A 22,054-nucleotide genomic window follows, 5' to 3' on the forward strand; every position below is an offset into this window, starting at 1 on the left:
TCGAGGGCGTTGTCACCTTAATCGGGGACACGAGACCGCCGTCACCCTCCGACCAACACATCGAGCCGGAACAGCCCCCGGCGCCCCGCCCATGTGCGGTCCTACCTCCCGAATCGTCGGTTACGCGCCGAGAAATCCCGGAGCGCCCGCAGAAAATCGACCCGCCGGAACTCCGGCCAGTACGCGTCGGTGAACCAGATCTCCGAATAAGCGCTCTGCCACAACAGGAATCCGCTCAACCGCTGCTCCCCCGACGTCCGGATCACCAGATCGGGATCGGGTTGACCTTTGGTGTACAGGTTGCGGTCGATGGCCTCGACGGTCACCGCGTCGATCATCTGCTGGGGATCGGCACCATCGGCGGCCCGCTCGGTGAGCAGTGCCCGCACCGCGTCGACGATCTCCTGCCGCCCCCCGTAACCCACCGCCACGTTCACGTTCATCCCGACGCGCCCGGCGGTCCGTTCCGACGCGCGGCGCAGCCGCTCGGCCACTTCGTCGGGCAGCGGGTCGAGGGTGCCGACGATGCGGACCAGCCAGTTGCTGTCCGGGCCGGAGATCTCGTCGACGATGTCGGGCACGATCTCCATCAGGGCATCGAGTTCGTCGGAGGGTCGCTGGAGATTCTCGGTGGAGAGCAAGTAGATCGTCACGGTCTCGATGCCCAGTTCGGCGCACCAGCTCAGCATCTCGGCGATCCGCTGCGCACCCACCCGGTGCCCGTGACTGACGTCCTCGAATCCGGCCTCGCGCGCCCAACGGCGGTTGCCGTCGCAGATGATCGCGACGTGTCGGGGCAGCCGAGTTCCGTCGGTCAACTGGATCAGCCGACGCTCATACACGCTGAGCATCGGCCGACGCAGACGATCGGGAAGCAACTTCATCGCGACCAAGGGTAGCCGCCGACCTTGTGAGCCCCGTGAGTCAGGCCACCACGTCCTCGGCGAGTTCCTCACGTTCGGCCTCCGACAGTTCGTCGCGCTCGTGGCGTCCGGCCCCGCCAGCCGTGAGAGCCGCGACGTTGCGACGCCGCTCGACGGTCGCCGCCACAGCCACCAAAGCAGCTCCGACGACGAGCCAGCCCACGATCTTCGCGATGTCACCAGCAACTGCGACCTGCGGGAAGTACGCGAGATCACGCGCCGACTCGTTCAGCCCGGCGCCGATCCAGAAGTCGTGCAGCACACCGAAGAACGCCGGCTGTAGCTGCGGGGCGAACACGCCGCCACTACTGGTGAAGTTCAGGCCCACGAACAGCGTGACCATGGCGAGCGTGGTGAACCGGCCGATCAGCGGATGCAAGCCGATCGCGAAGAGCATGGTGGCAAATGCGTAGATGATCGACAGACCGAAGATCTGCCACTGCGCCCCGGGAAGTGCATTGAATACCCAGGTGGCAATGGCTGTGGTGACCGCCGCGGCGATCACCGCACCAGCCGCCGCGAATGCGAGACGCACACGCACGGATCGGCCGCCGGCGGCAACGGCGATGGCGATGCCGCAACCGTACGATCCGACGGTCAGCGCCACCAGGAAGAAGAAGATGCTCTGACCCGACGGGTCGCGCACCGGATCGGCAGGCACCACGTCGACGATCTTCAGCGGTTCGTCGCGGGCGATCGTGATCTGTCCGAAGATGCGTTCCATGGTGACCGCGGTGGGGTCGGACGCCGCGGTGGAGACGAGCAGCGACGGCGCGTTTCCGGACGGGACGAAGGCCGCGGCGATCTCGCGGTGTTCGATGGCCGAGCGCGCCTGGTCGACGCTCGCCACGATTCGGATCGACACGTGATCGCCGAGGGTCTGCTGCAGGCTCTGCGCGGTGATCGCGGTCTGGGGACCCGCACCCACCACGTCCACCCGGACATCGTGTGGGTCGGGCTTGTGAAAACCGCCGATGTAGGCGAGCGCCATGACGAATCCGATCACCAACGGCACGGCGACGTGCGAGGCGATCGTCTTGATCGGAAGAGCGTGGGGAGCTGGAGCGGACACGAAATACCTCTGTCGGAGTGATGATTGAAGTTGCATTCTGCAACCGTGGGATAGTTGTAGAATACAACCATGGTCGATCGTGTGCAATCCCCCTCCCCTGATGCCGCCGCCCCCGATGCCCCCGCCCCCGATGCCCCCGCCCCCGATGCCGCCACCCGCGTGGGCACCGAGTTGGTGACACTGTCCCGACGCCTTCGCAACGGCGCCAGGAGCATCTACGCCGAAAGCGGCCTCACCTACGTCGAGTACTCGCTGCTCTCGCTGGTCGCGGCACATCCCGGTGTGAATGCCGCCGCGCTGGCGCGAGAGGCCGGCATCGACAAGTCGACGGCCAGCAGACAACTCGGCGAATTGCGCACCCGGGGTCTTTTGCGCCGCCGTCAGGACGAGCTCAGTGCGCGCTCGCAGACCCTGGAACTGACCGCCGACGGCGAGTCGGTACTCGACGACATCCGACACCGCAGCGGGGCCGCGATCACCCGGCTGTTGGCCGACTGGCCTGCAGGCGACCTCGAACAGTTCGCGTCGCTGCTGCATCGCTACAACACCGCCGAGGCGCGGTGACACCCTCCCGACGGGACAGCCAAGTTACGGTACCGTAGGTTGCGTGAACACGATGCTGCCCACGCCCACCGCGGAGAAGCCACGCCTGCGCGGCGTGATCCACCACTACGCGGCGTACGTGGCGGCTCTCGCCGGCGTGGCGGTGGTGGTCGGCGCCGGACTCGTGCGTGGCCCGGGGGCTGCCGTCGCGTGCTCGGTGTATGCGCTGACCATCGTCGGCGTCTTCGCGGTATCGGCCTTCTACCACCGGATTCCATGGAAATCCGTACGCGCGCAGATCCGGATGAAGCGTGCCGATCACTCGATGATCTTCGTCTTCATCGCCGGCAGCTACACCCCGTTCTGCACCATGGCGCTGCCCACGCCGATGCGGTGGTGGGTACTCGGCATCGTCTGGGCCGGCGCGATCGCCGGTGTCGCGCTCAAGATGGCGTGGCCGGAGGCCCCGCGGTGGCTCGGCGTCACCCTCTACATCCTGCTCGGCTGGGTGATCATCGCCGTCGCCCCCACCCTGGTTGCCCGAACCGGGTGGGCCGTGATCGTCCTGCTGGTGCTCGGTGGCCTCTTCTACAGCATCGGCGGCGTGCTCTTCGCGGCGCGCTGGCCCAATCCCTGGCCCACCACCTTCGGGCACCACGAGGTGTTCCACGCCTGCACCGCCATCGCCGCGCTGCTCCATTACGTGGCGGTGTGGCTGGTGATCCTCGGGTGAGCAGATAGCGGCCGTTTTCGTACCCTGACCTGCGCCGCGGCACTTGTCACGATAGTCTGATAGTGTCGAACACATGATCGATTGGATGGCGGTCGAGAGATCCTGAGATGACGCGATCCTGAGATGACACGATCCTGAGATGACAATGCCCGGGCGGGAGGTGATCGGCGTGACAGACCCAAGCAGCACTGATGCAAGCAGTACTGATGCAAGCAGTACCGATGCAAGCAGTACCGATGCGAGCAGTACCGACGCGAGCAGTAGCGAGTCGCGACCGGCCGAACTCGTCGCGCAGATCCACCGTCTCATCGACGAGTTGGCCGCCACCGGCGTCTCGTCGTGTACCGATGAGGACGTCGTAGCGGTGAGCGCCGAGACCGAACGGGCCTCGCGGCGACTGGCGGCCGTCACCGATCAGCAGGTGGTCGAGATCTCCGATCGTGATCTGCCGCGACGGATGCGCAGCAGAGGTGTCATCGGATTCCTCGCCCAGCATCTGGGCATCGGCGATCCGGTGCGCAGGCATCGACTCATCAAGGCCACCGCCCGCTTCCACGGGGCCACCGGCGAGGTACTCGAACCGCAGCACCCACGACTGGCCGACGCGCTTGCGGCGGGCGGCGTCGCACCGGCACGTGCCCACACCGTGCTCGACATCTTGGAGAAGATCCCCTCCGCGGTGGCCCACGACGTCAGGGTGGCCGCAGAGGCCACGATGGCCGAGTTCGCCATCGAGTTCGGGCCCGCGCATCTGTCCGTGCTGGGGTCTCGCCTGATGGCGCACCTCGATCCCGACGGGCAACTCTCCGACGACTCCGACCGTGCACGTCGACGAAACCTGTGGCTCAATCGGCAGGATTCACAGCTGATGTCGAAGCTGACGGGCCATCTGGATCCGCAGACGCGGGCCATGCTCGAGGTGCTGTTCGACACGTGGGGCGCGGCAGGCGTCAACAACCGTGACGACGAGAACTCTCCGAGCGGATCGGCCGCCGACGTCGACCCGCAAGAACTCGACGACGCGGCCAAACGCGACCTCCGCAGCACCGCGCAACGCCATCATGACGCGCTGCACGCCCTCCTGGCCGCCGCGCTGAATCAGAAGTTGCTCGGTAAGAGTCATCGCGGGATGCCGACCCAGGTCATCATCAAGGTCGACGAGAAAGACTTGCGCCGCCAGGCCGGCCTGGGCACCACCGCGTCCGGAACGGAACTGCCGATCTCCGATGTGATCAAACTGGCCGCGCGATCGCAGCAGTACCTCGCGGTGTTCTCCGAACACACCAGCGTGCCGCTCTATTTCGGCCGGTCGAGGCGCCTGGCCTCGCTCGGACAGCGCCTCGCCTCCTTCGCCGCCGACGGCGGGGAGATGTGCTCGGCACCGGGATGCACCCAACCGGCCACCCACGTCGAGATCCACCACACCGTGGAATGGGCCGACGGGGGGCTCACCGACATCGACGTGCTGGCGCCTGCCTGCCCCGTGCACCACCACATGATCGGACCCAATCCCGGTCAGTACTCCACCCGCGTGATCAAGTCGGGTCCCGATGCCGGGCGTACGGCCTGGCGAGTCAACGCGGAGCCGGGCATGCCCCTCAATCCCGAACAGGTCAACCGGTTCCCCGATGCGAGGATCGAACTGGCCCGACACCTTTCGGTGGTTCGTTCAGAAATCCATCAGGAAGCGTCACCACCGACTGCGCCTGCGCAGTCCGACGCGCCGATCCCACCCGATCCGCCTCTGCCACCACCATCGCCACCGCGAAGCGGGCTCGAAGACCACCTCACCCACCAGGTGCTCACGCAGCTGCGTGAACGGCCGCGAGCGTGGGACATCACCTGGCCGCGATACCGCAGCGACCCCGACGACCCGAGCGCCGACCCGCCCAGCGCGGCGTAGCACTATCCGCATCTTCCCTATTTCACTGCGCCCTCATTCGGGTGTCGCTGTGGTGTCGCCGCCACGACACCGCACCCTGGTCGTCTGTGCTCATGCCTGGACCCTCGATCCGCACGCTTCGGGTCGACCCCGACAAGACGCTGCGCGGTGGCCTCACCCGCAGACGATTCCTCACCTGGACGGGCGTGGCCGCCGGCCTGGCGACCATCCCGTCGATCTTCACCACCGACGCCGCCTCGGCACCCCCGCCCCGACGCGGCCACAACCTGTTCACACTCGGTGTGGCCTCGGGAGATCCGCTGCCCGACTCGGTGGTGCTGTGGACGCGCCTCGCCGCCGACCCGCTCGCGCGCGGGGGCGGGATGGGACAGGCGAGCGTCCCCGTCGAATGGGAGATCGCGTCCCACCCGTCGCTGCGCGGAGTGGTCGCGCGGGGCACCGCCCTCGCCACGCCCGACAACGGCCACAGCATCCACGTCGACGTCCGTGGACTCCGTCCCGCTGCGGACTACTTCTTCCGGTTCCGAGCCAACGGTGAGATCTCCCCGGTGGGCCGCACCCGCACCGCTCCGGCCACCGGGAGCAGTCCGGCCGCAATGACTTTCGCCTTCGCATCCTGTCAGTCATGGGCCGATGGGCACTACCTGGCCTTCGCCGACATGGCCCACCGCGCACCCGACGTGGTGTTCCACCTCGGCGACTACATCTACGAGAAGCCCATCCCGGTGGACGGCGGACGGCGGCGTACCACGGCGATGCCCGCATCGGCGCAGCGCGAGTGCATGACCATCGACGACTACCGCGACCGCTACGCGCTCTACAAGCTGGACCCGGATCTGCAACGCGCACATGGCACCAGCCCGTTCATCACGATCTTCGACGACCACGAGGTGGACAACAACTGGGCCGCCGACATCCCCGAGGACGACCAACCCATCCCGGCGTTCCTCGCGCGGCGAGCGCAGGCGATCCGCGCGTGGTGGGAGAACACTCCGGTACGTACCGCCCAGCAACCACACGGCCTCGACATCCGCGCCTACCGCCGATTCTCGTTCGGCGACCTCGCGCAGTTCAGCGTCCTCGACACGCGCACGTATCGCAGCGACCAGGTCAACGGCGACAACGACACCGCCCAGAACGACCGCACCGCCGACCCGCGACGCACCATCACCGGTGCTGCACAAGAACGGTGGTTGCTCGACGGTCTGGCCGCCGGCCGCAGCCGGTGGAACGTGCTCGCGCACCAGACCACCATCGCCGACATCGCACGTGAGCACAACGGCGTGCGCGCGGTCAGCATGGACGGCTGGAGCGGATACGAGGCCTCACGCGCACGCATCCTCGACGGCGCCCGCGCCCGCGGGGTGAACAACCTCGTGTCCATCGTCGGCGACATCCATCGCAGTGTGGTCAGCGACCTGCGGGCCACCTACTCGCGGCCGTCACCCACCGTCGGCGTCGAATTGGCCGGTACGTCGATCACTTCGGGAGGCGACGGCGCCGACAGCGATCCCAGCGACCAGCAACTCAAGGCCGCATGCCCGCACGTGCATTTCGGCAACGCACAACGCGGCTACGTGCTCAACCGGTTGACCCACAACACGTGGGAAGCGGAGTACCGCGTTGCTCGCTCCGTCGCGTCACCCACGGGTACGCTCCAGCGTCGCGCCACCGTCACCATTCCGGCCGGGCGACCCGGCGTCGACGTAGTCTGAACCGATGGGTATTTGCCGCCGGGTGACTGCCGCCCGGTGACTGCCGCCGGGTGACTGCCGATAGGTGACTGCTGATGACTGACCATGTTCCCGACTGGGTCGATCCGGAGCTGTACCCGTTCACCGGTGCGTGGATCGACGTGGCGGGGCATCACATTCACTACCTCGACGAGGGTTCGGGGCCGACATTGCTGATGGTGCACGGCAACCCGACGTGGTCGTTCGTCTACCGCGACGTGATCACCGCCCTGCGCAACGACTTCCGTTGCGTCGCGATCGACCTGCCGGGTTTCGGCCTGTCCACGGCGGCAGAGGATTTCGATTTCCTGCCGGCGTCGCACGCCGAGGTGGTCGGCGAGTTCGTGACCGCTCTCGATCTCACCGATGTGATTGTGGTGGTGCAGGATTGGGGTGGTCCCATCGGCCTGCACGCACTCTCCCGGCTATCGGAGCGGTGGGCGGGCGCGGTGATCGGCAACACCTGGGCATGGCCGGTCAACGGCAACCGCCACTTCGAGATGTTCTCGGCGGCGATGGGCGGCCCGGTGGGCGCATTCGCCATCCGACACCTGAACACGTTCGTGAACGTGATGATTCCGATGGGGCACAAGCGCCGACGCCTCTCCGACACCGAGATGCGTCACTACCGCAAGCCGATGGCCACGTCGCAGCGGCGACAGGCCACCGCCGTCTTCCCCCGGCAGATCATCAAGAGCCGCGACTTTCTCGCCGACGTCGAGTCGTCGCTGCCGCACCTGGCGACGCTGCCGTCGCTCATCGTGTGGGGCGACGGCGACATCGCGTTCCGCGAACCCGAACTACAGCGCTGGCGCAGCACACTTCCCGACGCGGAGACGGTGGTACTCGCCGGCTGTGGCCACTTTCTGCAGTCCGATGCCCCCAACGAGTTCGCGGCCGCGATCCGGGACTGGTATCCGCGAGCCGTCAAACGCACCTGAGGGCCGGGCCAACACGAAGCGCGCTGCTCACAGCGGCATATGACCGCCAGCGGCAGTGGTGCTCCGCCACAGGCAGCACCGCTCGACGGTGGCTCGCAGCGCACGTCACGCTGAACCCATGAGCGACAACCCCACACCTCTCCCCCTTCGCAAACGCACGGCGGAAAGCCTGCTGAGTCAACGTATCCTGATGCTCGACTCCGCACTCGACGACGAGATCGGCGCCCAGCTGTGCGCCCAGCTTGTGATGCTCGCCGCCGAGGACCCTATCGCCGACATCGCACTGTGGATCAACTCCCCCGGCGGGTCGGTACCGGCGATGCTCGCCATCATGGACACGATGCGCCTGATTCCCAACGACGTGATCACGGCAAACCTGGGGATGGCCTACAGTGCGGGACAGTTCCTGCTGTGCAACGGAACCCGGGGTAAGCGCGTGATATTGCCGCACGCCAAGGTGCTGCTGCATCAGGGATCGGCAGGTATCGCCGGCTATGCTCCCGACATCGAACTGCAGGCCGACGACCTCCGACACGTCCGCGACACGGTGCTCACGATCATCGCCGAACAGACCGGCCAGCCACTCGAGCGGATCTTCGACGACTCGCTGCGCGACCACGTGTTCACCGCCACCGAGTCCGTCGACTACGGGTTCGTCGACCACGTGGTCGACGACATCGCACGCATCCGGCCGCTGACCCCTGCGACCACCGGATTCGGGGTGGGAAAGCGATGAGCACCTACACGATCCCCAACGTCATCACGCGGACCCCGCAGGGAGAGCGGGTGATGGATGTCTACAGCAGGCTCCTCGACGACCGCATCCTCTACCTGGGAACCGAACTCGACGACGGCGTGGCCAACGCGCTGATCGCGCAGATCCTTCATCTCGATTCCGACAATCCCGAGGCCCCCATCGAGATCTACATCAACTCGCCCGGCGGCTCGGTGACGGCGACGTTCGCGCTGTACGACACGATGCAGTACTGTCACGCGCCGATCGCGACAACGTGTGTGGGACAGGCACTTTCGTCGACCGCGCTGCTGCTCGCGGCGGGTACCCCGGGCCGACGGTCGGTGCTGCCGCATGCGCGCGTGTTGCTGCATCAGCCATCCGGGCAGGGGCGCGGCACCATCCCCGATCTGATCCTGGCGGCCGAGGAGATCCTGCGCATCCGCACCGAGATCGAGCAGGCGCTGAGCAGGCACACCGGCCAGGACGTCGCCACGCTTCGCCGTGACACCGACCGCGACCGGGTGCTGCGCGCCGGCGAGATCGTGGACTACGGCCTCGCCGACCAGATCATCGACACCCGACAACGCCGGTCTCCCGCAGGCTGAGCCTGTCGAAACCCCGTCACGCCGCCAGCGCAACCGGGCCGCGAGAACCGTTGCGGCCGAACATCGGCCGCACCGTCACCTCCGTCGAGCGCAGCCGCACCGGCACCGTCGCACGTGCCCGTCCAAGGGCTCCGGCGTGGCGGGAGAGCTCGGTGACCACCTCACATGTCAGATCCAGCAGGCTGAGTTCGAGCGAACCGGCCACCGCCGCCAGCAACTCCGATGACGCATCCTTGCGCCCCCGCTCGATCTCGGAGAGGTACTGACTCGACACTCCGGCCCGGGCGGCGGTCTCCACCAGCCGCTCACCGCGGTCGTGGCGATGGCGCCGCAGCACGCGGCCGGTGACCTCACGCCACAGGGGTTCGGTCTGCACGTCCGGGTCTGATCCACCGAGAGCACTCATGTGCCGATCGTAGGCACCACTCACCGTTGACGACCGACGCTTCTGCTCTCAGCAGAAGGGGCCCGGCCAGCCCAAGCGCCCGGCCGGCTGGGTGCGCCTCAGCTACGTGCCAGCGCCGCCAGCACGATTGCACTCACGTCCCACGCCATGCACTTGTCGGTCACCGACTTGCCGTACACCAGCGGCGACGCGTCGGGCGACTGTGCCCCGGCCTCGAGGAAGCTCTCCAGCATCACACCGCTGATCGTCGGTGCCTTGCCCGCAGCGCGGATGGCCCGTACGGTTTCCGCGATCTCGGTGGCCACCTCGGCCTGACGGATGTGGTCCTTGCCGGAGTTGGCGTGACTGCAGTCGATCATCACCCGCGCGGGAAGCCCGGCCTTCTCGAGTGCGGCCACGGCCGCGGTCACCGACGCGTCGTCGAAGTTGGGTCCCGACGTGCCGCCGCGGAGGATGATGTGGCAGTCGTCGTTGCCGGCGGACTCGACCAGCGCGCCGTGACCGAAGTCGTCGACTCCGAAGAAGACGTGTTGTGCCGCTGCCGCTTTGACGCCGTCGATGGCGACCTGCACATTGCCGTCGGTGCCATTCTTGAATCCGATGGGCATCGACAGACCCGACGCGAGCTGTCGGTGTACCTGCGACTCGGTGGTGCGGGCACCGATCGCGCCCCACGCCACAGCGTCGGCGATGTACTGCGGGCTGGTGGGTTCGAGGAATTCGCAACCGACGGGCAGCCCGAGGTCGATGATGTCGAGCAGCAGCGACCGCGCGGTGCGCAGTCCGCGCTCCACGTCGAAGCTGCCGTCCATGCCGGGGTCGTTGATGAGACCCTTCCAGCCGACCGTGGTGCGTGGCTTCTCGAAGTAGACCCGCATCACGATCTTGAGCCGGTCGGCGTAGTCGACGGCCAGAGGCGCGAGGCGCCGGGCGTAGTCGAGTGCGGCGATCGGATCGTGTACCGAACACGGTCCCACCACCACGAGCAGGCGGTCGTCGCGACCGGCGAGGATGTCGGCGATCTCGTCGCGGTCGGCCTGCACGGCCAGCGCGCGACGCGCCGTCAGTGGCAGCTCGGTGCGGATGGTGTCCGGGGACGGGATGGAGCGGAACGATCTGACCCGTCGGTCGGATGTGCTCTCATTCCTCAGGTCCGGGAGGGTGGTCACGGTGATGCCTTTCGCGGTTGTGTGCCCTTGTCCGTCTGTCAGGCGCACCCGCTGGTCGTGGCCGGAGACCCCTGACATGAGAAGAGCAGCGACCTGATGGTCACTGCTCGGGGCTCCGGGTTTGTGTTGTGCGACGCTGATCAGCGCTTCATCGCAGGCTCACCCGGAGCCTCGATAAAGAACCGCCAATAGGCGCGCACGCTGATCACGTGCACAAGGCTAGCACCGCGGCGTCGATCACGACAAAGAGCTCACAATCGGCGCTCACCCATCGGCGCTCACGGATGGCCCCGGTCGATGAGATGGCTGAGCACGATGATCGATTCGCTGCGGTCCACCGGACCGGCCTGCCGGATGCGCTCGAGCGCCTGCTCGAGGTGGTGAACGTCGCGGGCCATCACCCGCAGGATCGCATCGGCCTGCCCGGTGATGGTGGCCGCGCTCACCACCTCGTGGATGGGTTCCCATGCGGCGGCGAGTTCGTCGGGTGAGATGTTGCCGCGGCAGAACACCTGCACGTAGGCCTCGGTGGTCCACTGCATCGCGATCGGATCGATCACCGTGGTGAAGCCGCGGATGATGCCGTCGTCGAGCAATCGGTCGACGCGTCGTTTGACTGCCGGCGCGGAGAGTCCCACCTCGTCGCCGATCTGCGCGTACGTGGCCCGGGCGTCGCGGGTGAGGCACGCGAGCACCTTTTCATCCAGATCGTCGATCTGACGCAACGTATCAATCTCCTCTGATCAGCTTCCGGTGATTTGTAAATCAAATGCGCAATCTACGTCGATTGATTGCGCTGATCAGGCACGATACCCTCGATTTATGACGATGACGAGCCCTTCTTTTGTTGCGCCCTTCGAACGGTCGCCACGCGCCCGTACCTACGCCATGACCGCCCCCGCGCATTTCACCGTCAGTTATGCCATCAATCCGTGGATGGATCCGTCCGTCCCGGTCGACGCCGGCAAGGCCCTCGCCCAGTGGCACGGCCTGCGCCAGGTGTACGAATCCCTGGGACACGCCGTCCACCTGGTCGATCCGCAGCCCGGTCTGCCCGACATGGTCTACGCCGCCAACGGCGGCCTGGTGATCGACGGCAAGGCCGTCGCCGCCAGCTTCGCGTTTCCCGAACGCGCCCCCGAAGGCGACCACTACGCCGACTGGTTCCACACCGCAGGCGTGGGCGAGGTACACCGCACGTCGGGCGTGCAGGAGGGCGAGGGCGACTTCCTGGTGGTCGGCCGACGCATCCTGGCCGGTACCGGATTCCGCACCCACCCCGACACCCACGCCGAGGTCGGAGCCATCACCGGACTCCCGGTGATCACGCTCGACCTCGTCGACCCCCGCTACTACCACCTCGACACCGCGCTCGGCGTGCTCGACGACGAGAACATCGCCTACTACCCGGCGGCATTCTCTGACGCCTCGCGGGCCCTGCTCGAAGAGTTGTTCCCGCACGCGATCATCGCCGATGACTCCGACGCCGCGGTTCTCGGACTCAACTTCGTCTCCGACGGCCGCCACGTCGTGATGACCGACGCGGCACCGCACCTCGAGGCACAGCTGCGGCTGGCCGGGTATCAGCCGATCACCGTCGACCTGTCCGAACTCCTCAAGGGCGGCGGCGGGGTCAAGTGCTGCACACTGGAACTGAGACTTCCCACGCCCGCTTCACACCCAACGGTTTCAACAGATTCACTGACGAATCAGAAAGGGGCAGGAATGCACACAGTCACCGAGCCCCATGTGGCGCACAACTATTCGCCTCTGCCGGTGACCGCGGCCACCGCCGAGGGGGCCTGGATCACCGACGTGGAAGGCCGCCGATACCTCGATGCACTCGGCGCGTACTCCGCCGTGAACTTCGGCCACCGCAATCCCGAGATCACCTCGGCCGCTGTGGAACAGCTCGGTCGGGTCACCCTCACCAGCCGCGCCTTCGTGTCCGATCAGCTCGAACCGTTCTGCGCGGCGCTGGCCACTCTGTGCGGCAAGGACATGGTGCTGCCGATGAACACCGGCGCCGAGGCGGTGGAGTCCGCGCTCAAGGTCGCCCGGAAGTGGGGCTACGACGTCAAGGGTGTACCCGACGGCATGGCCAAGATCATCGTCGCCGGCAGCAACTTCCACGGCCGCACGATCAGCATCATCAGCTTCAGCGACGACGACGACGCACGCGGCGGCTTCGGTCCCTTCACCCCCGGATTCGAGCGCGTGCCCTACGCCGACTCCGCGGCGCTGGCCGAGGCCATCGACGAGAACACCGTGGCCGTGCTGGTCGAACCCATCCAGGGTGAGGCGGGCATCATCGTGCCGCCGGACGACTACCTGCCCGAGGTGCGTCGCCTCTGCACCGAGAACAACGTGTTGATGATCGCCGACGAGATCCAGTCCGGACTCGGCCGCACCGGCAAGACCTTCGCGTGCCAGCACTGGGATGTGGTGCCCGACATCTACACCCTGGGCAAGGCGCTCGGCGGCGGTGTGCTGCCGGTGTCGGCGGTGGTGGCCAACCGCAACATCCTGGGCGTGCTGCACCCCGGACAGCACGGTTCGACCTTCGGCGGCAACCCGCTGGCCGCGGCCGTCGGCCACACCGTGGTACGCATGCTGGCCGAGGGCACGTGGCAGTCGCGGGCCGAGGATCTCGGTGAGCACCTGCACGCCCGGTTGCGCGAGTTCGTCGGCCGCGGCGTGATCGCGGTGCGCGGTAAGGGCCTGTGGGCCGGTGTCGACATCGACCCCGACCTGGGCACGGGCAAAGAGATCTGCCTGCGCCTCGCCGAACTCGGTGTGCTGGCCAAGGACACCCACGGTTCGACGATCCGTTTCGCCCCGCCGATCGTGATCACCCACCAGGAGATCGACTGGATGATCGAGCAGTTCGCCGAGGCCATCAGCGCCTGAATACTGCCGACCCCTGACAACCGAACCGGTCAGCGCGACGCCGGGCCGCCCACCGCGGCCCGGCGTCGTTGTACGTGCCGACGTTCCGCCGGGACTAGCCTGGAGAAATGTCCACCCGCATCGCGCGTCACGTGCTGCTCATCCGGCATGGTCAGACCGAATGGTCGCTGACCGACCGGCACACCGGACGCACCGACATCGATCTCACCGACAAGGGCGCCCAGGACGCCGCCGCCCTCCAGGGCGTCACCGGACGGCTGGGACTTCTCGACCCGTACGTGATGGTGTCACCGCGGCGACGCGCCCAGCGCACCGCGGAACTCGCCGGTCTCCACATCGACGAGACCAACGACCTGTTCGCCGAGTGGGACTACGGCGACTACGAGGGACTGACCCGCGCGCAGATCCACGCCGAGCACGACCCGAACTGGGCGATCTGGACGTCGGGTGCTCCCGGCGGCGAGTCGGTGGCCGACATGACCCGCCGGGTGGACACCGCCGTCGATCACGTCGAGGAACGTTTCGAAGTCTCCGACGTGGTGGTGGTGTCGCACGGACACTTCTCGCGCTCGTTCATCTGCCGATTCCTCGGGTGGCCGATCGCCCAGGGCGCCAACATCGACCTGCGTCCCGCCGGTAGTGCACTCCTCAGTGACACCGGCGGCGATCGCCGTCTCGTCGAGCTCCGCGGACCCGAGGGCGCGCATCCGTCGACCGGAGCGCTGTGAAAACCCTTCTGCCGTAGATCGGTGTCACCAGGTGACACGAAACTACGGCACAGTGGGTGTTCGGCCGGATCTACGGCTGCCGCAGCAGGTCCGCCAGTGCGGCCTCCGACGTGACTGGCAACGAGCACACCGTGCCCCGGCACACATACGCGGCGTCCGCGCCGTCGACCGGTCCGCGACCGTCGAGTAACGGCACCGAATCACGGCTTCCGGCAACAACAGTCGCGCCGCCCGGCGCGAGTCGGCGTGCCCGCGCGGCGAGTTCCCCATCCGACCACGTGCCGGTGGCGACCGCCACCTGCAGCGGACCGGCCACGCGCGCCTGCGCCACCGCCAGCCAGTGACCCGCCGCGCGGGGCGCCTTGGCCAGCAGGATCGCGGCGCGCGCCAAGGTCGCGTCGAGCAGCTCGGCGTATCGGGTTGCCCGGCCGAACGGGGCAAGTGTCGAGGCGATCAACAGCGCCTCGGCGAGCAGGGAGGCGCCCGACGGGGTGGCGCCGTCGGCCGGATCACGCGGCCGCGCGATGAGCGTGCCCTCGGCCGCGTCGAACCAGGTGCCCGGCTCGGCGGGGTCGGCGAACACCTCGACCGTCGTGTCCAGCAGCTCGTATGCCCTTTCGCACCAACGCTTGTCACCGGTGGCCTGATGAACGACGAGCATCGCGGTGACGAGCGCGGCGTGATCGTCAAGGGCCGCCAGCGGATCCCCCACCACACCGCCGAGCGACGAGCGACGCAGACGTCCGTCGACCACATGGTGACCCCACACCTCGTCGAGCACCTCGACCGCCAGATCCACCCACTCCGGTCTGCCCAGCACCGATCCCGCCTCCGCCAGCGCCGTCACCGCCATCGCGTTCCACCCGGTGACCACCTTGTCGTCGCGGGCCGGTTGCGGCCGTTCGGCACGCGCGGCGAGCAGTCGGCGTCGCACGTCGGCGTAGCGGGCCACGTCGTCGGGGTCGGCGCGCAGCTGCAGCGTGGACCGTCCGTGCTCGAACGTGCCGGTCGCCGTCACGGTGAAAAGCTCAGCGGCCCAACGTCCGTCGTCCTCGCCCAGAATCTCGCGCAGTTCGTCGGGGGTCCACACGTACGTGGAGCCCTCCACACCGGCGGCGTCGGCGTCGAGCGCCGATGCGAAGCCGCCGACAACCCGCAGGTCGGCGCGCAGAAAGTCGACGATCTCGCCGGCGACGCGTTGCGCCGGAACAGTGTCGAGGATGCGTGCGAGGTGGGCGTAGCACCGCAACAACTGTGCGTTGTCGTAGAGCATCTTCTCGAAATGCGGTATCACCCAGTCGTTGTCGACGGCGTATCGGGCGAAGCCACCGGCGAGCTGGTCGTAGATGCCCCCGCGGGCCATGGCGTCCGCGGTGCGGGCCGCCGCCTCGAGCGGCGCGACGTCCCCGGTGCGTTCGTGGTGGCGCAACAATCCTTCGATCAGCGCCGACGGCGGAAACTTGGGCGCACCGCCGAAACCACCGGCGACGACGTCCTCGTCTCCGAGCACCGTCGTGACCGCATGGCCGAGCAGCCGCTCGTCCACCGGTATCGTGCCCGCCGGTAACGCCGACGAGGCCGACGCCAGCGCGTCGCGCACCTGCCCGCCGAGCGAGTCGATCTCGGCGCGGCGCTGCGTCCACGCCTCGGTGATCGCGGCCAGGATCTGGCGGAACGACGGCATCCCACCGCGGGGCGTGTCCGGATAGTAAGTCCCGCAGTAGAACGGTTCGCCCGATGGTGTCAGGAAACAGGTCATCGGCCAGCCGCCCTGCCCGGTCATGGCGACGGTGGCGTTCATGTAGACGGCGTCGATGTCCGGGCGCTCTTCCCGGTCCACCTTGATGCACACGAAGTCGCGATTCATCACCTCGGCGGTGACCGGGTCGTCGAACGATTCGTGTGCCATCACGTGACACCAGTGACATGCCGCGTAGCCGACCGACAGCAGGATCGGCACGTCGCGGGTCACCGCCGCGGCAAGCGCCGCATCACCCCACTCCTGCCAGGCCACCGGATTGCCGGCGTGCTGGCGCAGGTAGGGACTCGACGAGCCGCCCAGTTCGTTGCGCATCCCGGCTCGCGTCCCGCGGGGGTCAGGTGTCCGCGGACTTGCGGTCGTCGGTGGCGCCGGGGACCGAGGTGCCCGGCGAGTCGTCGGTGGTTGCGCCGGCGGCGGTGTCGGGGGTCAGTCCGGCACCGGCGTTGTCGGTCCCCTCGTCGAAGGCCTGATCGGGCTCGGGATGTTCGGAGTCGAACGACTTGGGCAGTTTGCGTAGCTGCTTGTTCATCGACCAGATGAGCAGGCCGGTGCCGATCAGCAGCACGATGATCACCAGCAGGCCGATCGGGGAGGCCTTGCCGAATTCGGGTCCTTGCGGCTGCTGCGCGGCCAGCACCGCGATCGTCGTGGGGCTCACGAGGACGCCTCCTCACGCACGTCGAGCAGTTCGGAGTCCTTGGCCACACCGGCGAACAGGTCGTTCTCCGGAATCGAGGTGGTGACGCGGGTCTGCGCCAATTCGAACTCCTCGGTGGGCCACAGCCGCTGCTGCCATTCCAGCGGCACGGCGAAGAACACCCCGTTGGGGTCGATCTGGGTGGCGTGCGCGCGCAGCGCGTCGTCGCGCTGCGGGAAGTAGTCGCCGCATTCGATCTGGGTGGTGACGCGCCCCATCAGGTCGCCGCGGCTCGGGTCCCACTTGCTGAGCCACTCGGCGAAGGGGCTCTCCTGCCCGTGACGTGCGAACTCCTCGGAGAACAGCACCATCCGGTCGCGGATGAACCCGTGCGTGTAATACAGCTTCGACACGGTCCAGGGTTCTCCGGTACCCGGATAGGCGTCGGGGTCGGCGGCCGCCTCGAACGCTGCCACCGACACCTTGTGACACATGATGTGGTCGGGGTGGGGGTAGCCGCCGTGCTCGTCGTAGGTGATCATCACGTGCGGCCGGAACTCACGGACGAGGCGGACGAGTTTCTCGGTGGGCACTTCGAGCGGAAGCGTCGCGAACGAGCCCTCCGGCAACGGCGGGAGCGGGTCGCCCTCGGGCAACCCGGAGTCGACGAAGCCGAGCCACACCTGTTCGACGCCGAGCGCCGCGGCGGCCTTGGCCATCTCTTCCTGGCGGACCTCGCTCATCCGCTCCTTGATGCCCGGACGGTCCATGGCCGGATTGAGGATGTCGCCGCGTTCACCACCGGTGAGCGTGACGATCAGCACCTCGTCGCCCTCCGCCGCATACTTGGCCGACGTTGCCGCACCCTTGCTCGACTCGTCGTCGGGGTGGGCGTGCACGGCCATCAGTCGAAAGCCGTCGCCGGTCGGACGGGATTGCGTCACGGGTTCCTCACCTTCGGATGCGTACTCCTCACATGGTAGGTATTGACGCGTGAACAGTTCAGACGGGGGCAGGTCGGAGGGCTCCGACCTGCAGGATCGCCCGCAGAGCGGTCCCCGCGCCACCTACCCCGTCGCACAGTCGGCGCGCAGTCGGCGCTATTGGTTCATCGGTCTGTCGGTGGCCGTGGTGGTGATCGGGATCGCGCTGGCCGCGATCGGCTACACGAAATTCGCCGATCCCGACGTCAGCGGGCAGGCCACCGGATACGACATCCTCGACTCCTCGTCGGTGGCCGTGATCTACACCGTCAACCGCAGCGATCCCACCCGGCCGGTGGCCTGCGTGGTCCGTGCGCGGTCCAAGGACGGGTCGGAGACCGGACGCCGCGAGGTGCTCGTTCCGCCGGGACAACAGCAGGAGGGACTGCGCACGGTGGTGCGCACCTCGGAGCCGCCGGTCATCGGCGAGGTGTTCGGCTGCACCACTAACGTGCCGGCCTATCTGACCGTGCCGGACTCGTGACCACCCGCGACACCCGGCAGCGAGCCGCATTCGCCTCCGCGGGCAGTCCCTACTTCCCGCTGCTGGTGGCGCTGTTCGTCGGCGTCATGCTGATCAGCAACATCACCGGCACCAAGGGCGTGCTGCTGTTCGATTCATGGCTGCACCTCGACGTCGGACCGATTCGTCTGCACGGCCTGGTGACCGACGGCGCGTTCTTCCTGTTCCCGCTGGCCTACGTTCTCGGCGACGTGATCAGCGAGGTGTACGGCTTTCGCGCGATGCGACGGGTGATCCTCGCCGGATTCGCCGTGCTGGTGCTCGCGTCGCTGTGCTTCTGGCTCACCATCCATCTGCCGGCGGCGCCGTTCTACGACGGCCAGCAGGCGTTCGAGCGGGTCGCGGGCGTGGTTCCACAGTTCCTTCTCGCGGGTCTCGCCGGGTACCTCGCGGGCGAATTCCTCAACTCCTTCGTCCTCGTCAAGATGAAGGAACGCGCAGGTGAGCGGCAATTGTGGGCACGGCTTCTCGGGTCGACGGTGGTCGGCGAATTCGCCGACACCCTCGTGTTCTGTTCCATCGCGGCGTCGGCCCTGGGGATCTCCACCTGGGGCGACTTCATCAACTACACGGCCGTCGGCTTCATCTGGAAGACGCTGGTGGAGATCGTCGTCATGCCGATCACCTATCTGGTGGTGGCGCGGCTGAAAATGGCCGAGCCCAGCTACCAAGAAGCGCTTGAAGAATTGCGCGAAGACGTCAAATGACGTGCTTCTGCCCGCAACCTTTGGTATCGTGATCGAATACACGGCTCCGGAAGGGGTCGTGTTGCTGCATTTAGAGCAGTCCATATGCCCAGGTGAAGACCTTCGCCCGAGGCGCGGACAACACAAAGGAGTGACCGATGACCGACACCCAGGTGACCTGGCTGACCCAGGAGTCGCACGACCGCCTCAAGAGCGAGCTCGACTCCCTCATCGCCAACCGTCCGGTCATTGCTGCCGAGATCAACGAGCGACGCGAAGAGGGCGACCTCAAGGAGAACGGCGGCTATCACGCGGCCCGCGAAGAGCAGGGCCAGCAGGAAGCGCGTATCCGCCAGCTGCAGGAACTGCTGAACAACGCCAAGGTGGGCGAGGCGCCGACGCAGTCGGGCGTCGCACTGCCCGGTTCGGTGGTCACCGTGTACTACGACGGCGACAAGAGCGATGAGGAGACCTTCCTGATCGCCACGCGCGAAGAGGGAGCCCAGGGCGGCAACCTGGAGAACTATTCGCCCAGCTCGCCGCTGGGTTCGGCCCTGATCGACGCCAAGGTCGGCGACACCCGCGAGTACACCGTCCCCAGTGGCTCGGTGATCAAGGTGACGCTGGTCAAGGCCGAGCCGTACCACGGCTGACGCCACGCCCTGAGACCTGACGCAGTGATGCCCGGTTCCGTGTTGTGGAACCGGGCATCACTGGTTTTCGTGCCGGGGTGATCGGGACTCAGAGCACGTCGGACTTGTCCTCCCGGCTCACCTCGTGGTCGCCGACCGCGTTGTTGAGATACGTGATCTCGATCGGACCGGTCGTCACGACGTCGTCGTAGCGCACCTCCAACGGGGTCTTCGGCAGATCGTGCGCGAATACCTCGATCTCGGTCGGGGGCACCGCTGGGACAGGTTTGACCGGGGCCTTGACCTCGGCCTTCTTGACCTCAGGCTTCTTGACCTCGGCCTGCTTGACCTCGGCCGCCTTGATCGGAACCGGCTTGACCGGGGCGGGTTGCGCCGGCACGGGCTTGACAGGCGCAGCAGGGACCGGAGCGGGCCTGGTCGGTGCCGGTGCTGTCGCGCGTGGTGACGTCGCGACGGGTCGCGTCACCGAAGCCGATGTCCCTCCCACGCCTGCGGGCGCGGATCGGGGCGCCGGCGCCGGCGGTGTTGCGGCCCGTGGTGACGCGGGAACTGCTCCCCGCGATATCGGCTCGGGTCGCGTCGGACCGTGCCCCTTCGCCTTCGGTCGGCGGCGCAGAAGCCAGGCCGCCAGGGCGCACAACGCGGCGAGTGCTGCGAGCAGCAATCCCCACAGCCACCACCTCGACGACGAACCACCCGCGTCACCGGCACTGACACCCGGTGCCGCGACGCTCGGTGCGGACACACCCGTGGCGCCCGGCGCCGATCCCGCGAATCCGGGGATCGTCGACGCCAACGCGGCCGGCTCGGTCCGCAGTCCGGTTGTCTGATTCCAGCTGATCTCGGTGCCTCGAGGACCCGCGAACGTGGACATGGCGGTCTCGTCCTTCAGAGCGGTGTCGGTGACCGGGAACCCGAACGGTCCTCGGCCCGCGCCGCTCGCGTTCCATGCCTGCCGCACCTTTCCCGTGATCAGATGCGCGCCCGTCTGCGGACTCCACACGATCGATGCACCCCCTTTTGTCGACAGGTCGGTGATCTTGCCCGCCGGCGGGGTGTCGCTCTCGTCGTCGGTCGGGAATCCGAGCGCAGCGGGCCCGCCCAGGGCCTTGTACTTCGCGAGGATCACCCCGTACATCACGCGGGCTCCGGTTTCATCGGAGATGTAGATCTCTCCTCCGTCGAATACCTGATAGGCACCCCCGGCGATCGCGGTCGCCGGGCCGGCGGGTTCACCGAGCGGCGCCCTGTTGCCGCCCAGCTCTTTGTAGTGCGCGGTGATCGCGGTTGCCGCCGCGGACTGCGCGGGATCCGCTCGGGCCACGGGAACCGAACAGATCGTCAAGCCGGCTCCCACGAGCGCAAGGGTCATTACGGTCGTGAATCGTCGTAAATCTGGGCGTCGCATCAATGGCGATGACGAGGTACGCACCGGAACCTCCTCCTTTGGGGTTTCTGGTTTCACTTCCGCAGGTGACGGGGGATGTTCCACCGCGGCCCCTTGGGGTCGTCGGGGCGATCGGTTCGCGAGTTGTCGACCGGCGCGGCCGGGCGAACGGGAATCTCTTCCGACCGTTTCCGGAGTTCCACAGAGCCGTCACCGACGATGTCGTCGTCGGGATGCTGCCCGGTGGCACGCTCGATCCACCGCGCCTCCTTCACGTCTCCGGTCTCGACAAAGGTGGCCGTGGTCGCCGTGACCTCACCCGCAAGTCCACGTGTGACGGTCTTGGTGGCCTGGTGTTCCTCGATGATCTTCTCGACCGGCTTCTCCACGAATTTCCGCACATAGACCGGCTTTTCGACCACCACCTCGACGATCTTCTCGACCGGCTTCTCCACGATCTTCTCGACCTCGCGGTAGACGGGCCTTTCCACGATCTTCTCGACCGGAACCTCGACCGGCCGCTCCACCACCCGCTCCTGGAAGAACTTCACCTCTTTGTTGATGGTCTTCTCCACGATGACGGGTCGTTCGACGATCTTCTCGAGCTCGCGATTGACCGGCTTGTCCACGACGCGCTCGGTGATCTTAGGCCGTTCCACGATCTTGTCGACGGTGTGATCAACCGGCTTCTCGACGACCTTCTCGATCACATTGGGCTTCTCCACCACCCGCTGCACGGTGTGATCAACCGGCTTCTCAATCACCTTCTCGATCACATTGGGCTTCTCCACCACCCGCTGCACGGTGTGATCAACCGGCTTCTCGATCACCTTCTCGATCACATTGGGCTTCTCCACCACCCGCTGCACGGTGTGATCAACCGGCTTCTCAATCACCTTCTCGATCACATTGGGTGAATCGCCCCGGGTTTGCTGGAGGCTCGGTTAGTTGGTTCCAGCGTTTGCGGGGACCGGGTTCTCACGGTAGCTGGTGACGGTGTGGGTCGACCAGTAGGCGCTCT

The 22,054-nt window shown here is 67.2% G+C and carries 22 protein-coding genes; 12 read left to right on the forward strand and 10 right to left on the reverse strand.

Going from position 1 to position 22,054, the window contains the following annotated elements:
- Positions 1-101: 101 nt before the first annotated feature.
- Both ACWDTD_RS06245 and ACWDTD_RS06250 read right to left on the reverse strand, forming a co-directional pair.
- A complete protein-coding gene (locus ACWDTD_RS06245) occupies positions 102-884 on the reverse strand; it encodes an isoprenyl transferase (protein WP_449746204.1) in 783 nt (260 codons plus the stop codon).
- 40 nt (positions 885-924) lie between these two features.
- Positions 925-1,995 (reverse strand): hypothetical protein, encoded by a 1,071-nt coding sequence (locus tag ACWDTD_RS06250; RefSeq protein ID WP_449746205.1) that lies wholly within the window; start codon positions 1,993-1,995, stop codon positions 925-927.
- Positions 1,996-2,064: 69 nt separating this feature from the next.
- On the opposite strand from ACWDTD_RS06250, the gene ACWDTD_RS06255 reads away from it, so the two are divergent.
- From ACWDTD_RS06255 to ACWDTD_RS06285, 7 genes are all read left to right on the forward strand, one after another.
- Positions 2,065-2,559 (forward strand): MarR family winged helix-turn-helix transcriptional regulator, encoded by a 495-nt coding sequence (locus tag ACWDTD_RS06255; protein WP_449746206.1) that lies wholly within the window; start codon positions 2,065-2,067, stop codon positions 2,557-2,559.
- Between the two features lie 52 nt (positions 2,560-2,611).
- Positions 2,612-3,271, forward strand: coding sequence for a PAQR family membrane homeostasis protein TrhA (gene trhA, locus ACWDTD_RS06260; protein WP_449746243.1), 660 nt, complete (start codon positions 2,612-2,614; stop codon positions 3,269-3,271).
- Positions 3,272-3,440: 169 nt separating this feature from the next.
- Positions 3,441-5,174 (forward strand): DUF222 domain-containing protein, encoded by a 1,734-nt coding sequence (locus tag ACWDTD_RS06265; protein ID WP_449746207.1) that lies wholly within the window; start codon positions 3,441-3,443, stop codon positions 5,172-5,174.
- A gap of 92 nt (positions 5,175-5,266) precedes the next feature.
- Positions 5,267-6,889 (forward strand): alkaline phosphatase D family protein, encoded by a 1,623-nt coding sequence (locus tag ACWDTD_RS06270; protein WP_449746208.1) that lies wholly within the window; start codon positions 5,267-5,269, stop codon positions 6,887-6,889.
- A 74-nt stretch (positions 6,890-6,963) separates the two neighbouring features.
- Complete coding sequence (locus ACWDTD_RS06275) at positions 6,964-7,848, forward strand: alpha/beta fold hydrolase (RefSeq protein ID WP_449746209.1); 885 nt, start codon at positions 6,964-6,966, stop codon at positions 7,846-7,848.
- A 118-nt stretch (positions 7,849-7,966) separates the two neighbouring features.
- Positions 7,967-8,584 carry a ClpP family protease gene (locus tag ACWDTD_RS06280; protein ID WP_449746210.1) on the forward strand — a complete coding sequence of 206 codons (618 nt, stop codon included), beginning with the start codon at positions 7,967-7,969 and terminating at the stop codon, positions 8,582-8,584.
- Positions 8,581-9,189: a ClpP family protease gene (locus tag ACWDTD_RS06285; protein WP_449746211.1), complete on the forward strand. Its 609-nt coding sequence runs from the start codon at positions 8,581-8,583 to the stop codon at positions 9,187-9,189. The genes ACWDTD_RS06280 and ACWDTD_RS06285 overlap by 4 nt, the downstream gene beginning before the upstream one ends.
- 16 nt (positions 9,190-9,205) lie before the next feature.
- Here the strand turns inward: ACWDTD_RS06285 and ACWDTD_RS06290 are convergent, their stop codons facing one another.
- From ACWDTD_RS06290 to ACWDTD_RS06300, 3 genes are all read right to left on the reverse strand, one after another.
- Positions 9,206-9,595, reverse strand: a complete 390-nt coding sequence (locus ACWDTD_RS06290; protein WP_449746212.1) for a helix-turn-helix domain-containing protein — start codon at positions 9,593-9,595, stop codon at positions 9,206-9,208.
- A gap of 98 nt (positions 9,596-9,693) precedes the next feature.
- A complete protein-coding gene (locus ACWDTD_RS06295; protein WP_449746213.1) occupies positions 9,694-10,764 on the reverse strand; it encodes a 3-deoxy-7-phosphoheptulonate synthase in 1,071 nt (356 codons plus the stop codon).
- A gap of 278 nt (positions 10,765-11,042) precedes the next feature.
- Complete coding sequence (locus ACWDTD_RS06300) at positions 11,043-11,489, reverse strand: Lrp/AsnC family transcriptional regulator (protein ID WP_449746214.1); 447 nt, start codon at positions 11,487-11,489, stop codon at positions 11,043-11,045.
- 97 nt (positions 11,490-11,586) lie between these two features.
- On the opposite strand from ACWDTD_RS06300, the gene rocD reads away from it, so the two are divergent.
- Complete coding sequence (gene rocD / locus ACWDTD_RS06305; protein WP_449746215.1) at positions 11,587-13,674, forward strand: ornithine--oxo-acid transaminase; 2,088 nt, start codon at positions 11,587-11,589, stop codon at positions 13,672-13,674.
- A 107-nt stretch (positions 13,675-13,781) separates the two neighbouring features.
- Complete coding sequence (locus tag ACWDTD_RS06310; protein ID WP_449746216.1) at positions 13,782-14,402, forward strand: histidine phosphatase family protein; 621 nt, start codon at positions 13,782-13,784, stop codon at positions 14,400-14,402.
- Between the two features lie 70 nt (positions 14,403-14,472).
- Here ACWDTD_RS06310 and ACWDTD_RS06315 read toward each other — a convergent pair whose 3' ends face one another.
- From ACWDTD_RS06315 to mca, 3 genes are read right to left on the reverse strand one after another with little or no spacing between them, the layout of a single operon-like run.
- Entirely contained in the window at positions 14,473-16,476 is a 2,004-nt protein-coding gene (locus tag ACWDTD_RS06315; RefSeq protein ID WP_449746217.1) for a thioredoxin domain-containing protein, read from the reverse strand.
- A 22-nt stretch (positions 16,477-16,498) separates the two neighbouring features.
- Positions 16,499-16,822, reverse strand: a complete 324-nt coding sequence (locus ACWDTD_RS06320) for a hypothetical protein (RefSeq protein WP_449746218.1) — start codon at positions 16,820-16,822, stop codon at positions 16,499-16,501.
- On the reverse strand, positions 16,819-17,706 hold the full coding sequence (gene mca, locus ACWDTD_RS06325) for a mycothiol conjugate amidase Mca (RefSeq protein WP_449746244.1): 888 nt from the start codon (positions 17,704-17,706) through the stop codon (positions 16,819-16,821). Before mca ends, ACWDTD_RS06320 begins: the two co-directional genes overlap by 4 nt.
- Before the next feature lie 88 nt (positions 17,707-17,794).
- Between mca and ACWDTD_RS06330 the strand changes: the two genes are divergently transcribed.
- The 3 genes from ACWDTD_RS06330 (at position 17,795) to greA (ending at position 19,646) form a co-directional block, all read left to right on the forward strand.
- Positions 17,795-18,268 carry a DUF4307 domain-containing protein gene (locus ACWDTD_RS06330; RefSeq protein ID WP_449746219.1) on the forward strand — a complete coding sequence of 158 codons (474 nt, stop codon included), beginning with the start codon at positions 17,795-17,797 and terminating at the stop codon, positions 18,266-18,268.
- Positions 18,265-19,014 carry a queuosine precursor transporter gene (locus tag ACWDTD_RS06335; protein ID WP_449746220.1) on the forward strand — a complete coding sequence of 250 codons (750 nt, stop codon included), beginning with the start codon at positions 18,265-18,267 and terminating at the stop codon, positions 19,012-19,014. Before ACWDTD_RS06330 ends, ACWDTD_RS06335 begins: the two co-directional genes overlap by 4 nt.
- 137 nt (positions 19,015-19,151) lie before the next feature.
- Entirely contained in the window at positions 19,152-19,646 is a 495-nt protein-coding gene (gene greA / locus ACWDTD_RS06340) for a transcription elongation factor GreA (protein WP_449746221.1), read from the forward strand.
- Positions 19,647-19,734: 88 nt separating this feature from the next.
- Here greA and ACWDTD_RS06345 read toward each other — a convergent pair whose 3' ends face one another.
- Together ACWDTD_RS06345 and ACWDTD_RS06350 are read right to left on the reverse strand one after the other, a co-directional pair.
- The gene (locus ACWDTD_RS06345) at positions 19,735-21,003 is read right to left on the reverse strand and encodes a hypothetical protein (protein ID WP_449746222.1); all 1,269 of its coding nucleotides are present in this window, start codon (positions 21,001-21,003) and stop codon (positions 19,735-19,737) included.
- 104 nt (positions 21,004-21,107) lie between these two features.
- Positions 21,108-21,929 (reverse strand): hypothetical protein, encoded by an 822-nt coding sequence (locus tag ACWDTD_RS06350; RefSeq protein WP_449746223.1) that lies wholly within the window; start codon positions 21,927-21,929, stop codon positions 21,108-21,110.
- Positions 21,930-22,054 lie beyond the last annotated feature (125 nt).

It is taken from the genome of Gordonia sp. NPDC003425 (genome assembly GCF_053588635.1).

Coding starts and splice junctions, on each gene's coding strand:
- ACWDTD_RS06280 (WP_449746210.1), top strand. CDS start 7,967: ATGAGCGACAACCCCACACCTCTCCCCCTTCGCAAACGCACGGCGGAA.
- greA (WP_449746221.1), top strand. CDS start 19,152: ATGACCGACACCCAGGTGACCTGGCTGACCCAGGAGTCGCACGACCGC.
- ACWDTD_RS06285 (WP_449746211.1), top strand. CDS start 8,581: ATGAGCACCTACACGATCCCCAACGTCATCACGCGGACCCCGCAGGGA.
- ACWDTD_RS06245 (WP_449746204.1), bottom strand. CDS start 884: ATGAAGTTGCTTCCCGATCGTCTGCGTCGGCCGATGCTCAGCGTGTAT.
- ACWDTD_RS06315 (WP_449746217.1), bottom strand. CDS start 16,476: ATGCGCAACGAACTGGGCGGCTCGTCGAGTCCCTACCTGCGCCAGCAC.
- mca (WP_449746244.1), bottom strand. CDS start 17,706: ATGGCCGTGCACGCCCACCCCGACGACGAGTCGAGCAAGGGTGCGGCA.
- ACWDTD_RS06290 (WP_449746212.1), bottom strand. CDS start 9,595: ATGAGTGCTCTCGGTGGATCAGACCCGGACGTGCAGACCGAACCCCTG.
- ACWDTD_RS06275 (WP_449746209.1), top strand. CDS start 6,964: ATGACTGACCATGTTCCCGACTGGGTCGATCCGGAGCTGTACCCGTTC.
- ACWDTD_RS06255 (WP_449746206.1), top strand. CDS start 2,065: ATGGTCGATCGTGTGCAATCCCCCTCCCCTGATGCCGCCGCCCCCGAT.
- ACWDTD_RS06310 (WP_449746216.1), top strand. CDS start 13,782: ATGTCCACCCGCATCGCGCGTCACGTGCTGCTCATCCGGCATGGTCAG.
- trhA (WP_449746243.1), top strand. CDS start 2,612: ATGCTGCCCACGCCCACCGCGGAGAAGCCACGCCTGCGCGGCGTGATC.
- ACWDTD_RS06270 (WP_449746208.1), top strand. CDS start 5,267: ATGCCTGGACCCTCGATCCGCACGCTTCGGGTCGACCCCGACAAGACG.
- rocD (WP_449746215.1), top strand. CDS start 11,587: ATGACGATGACGAGCCCTTCTTTTGTTGCGCCCTTCGAACGGTCGCCA.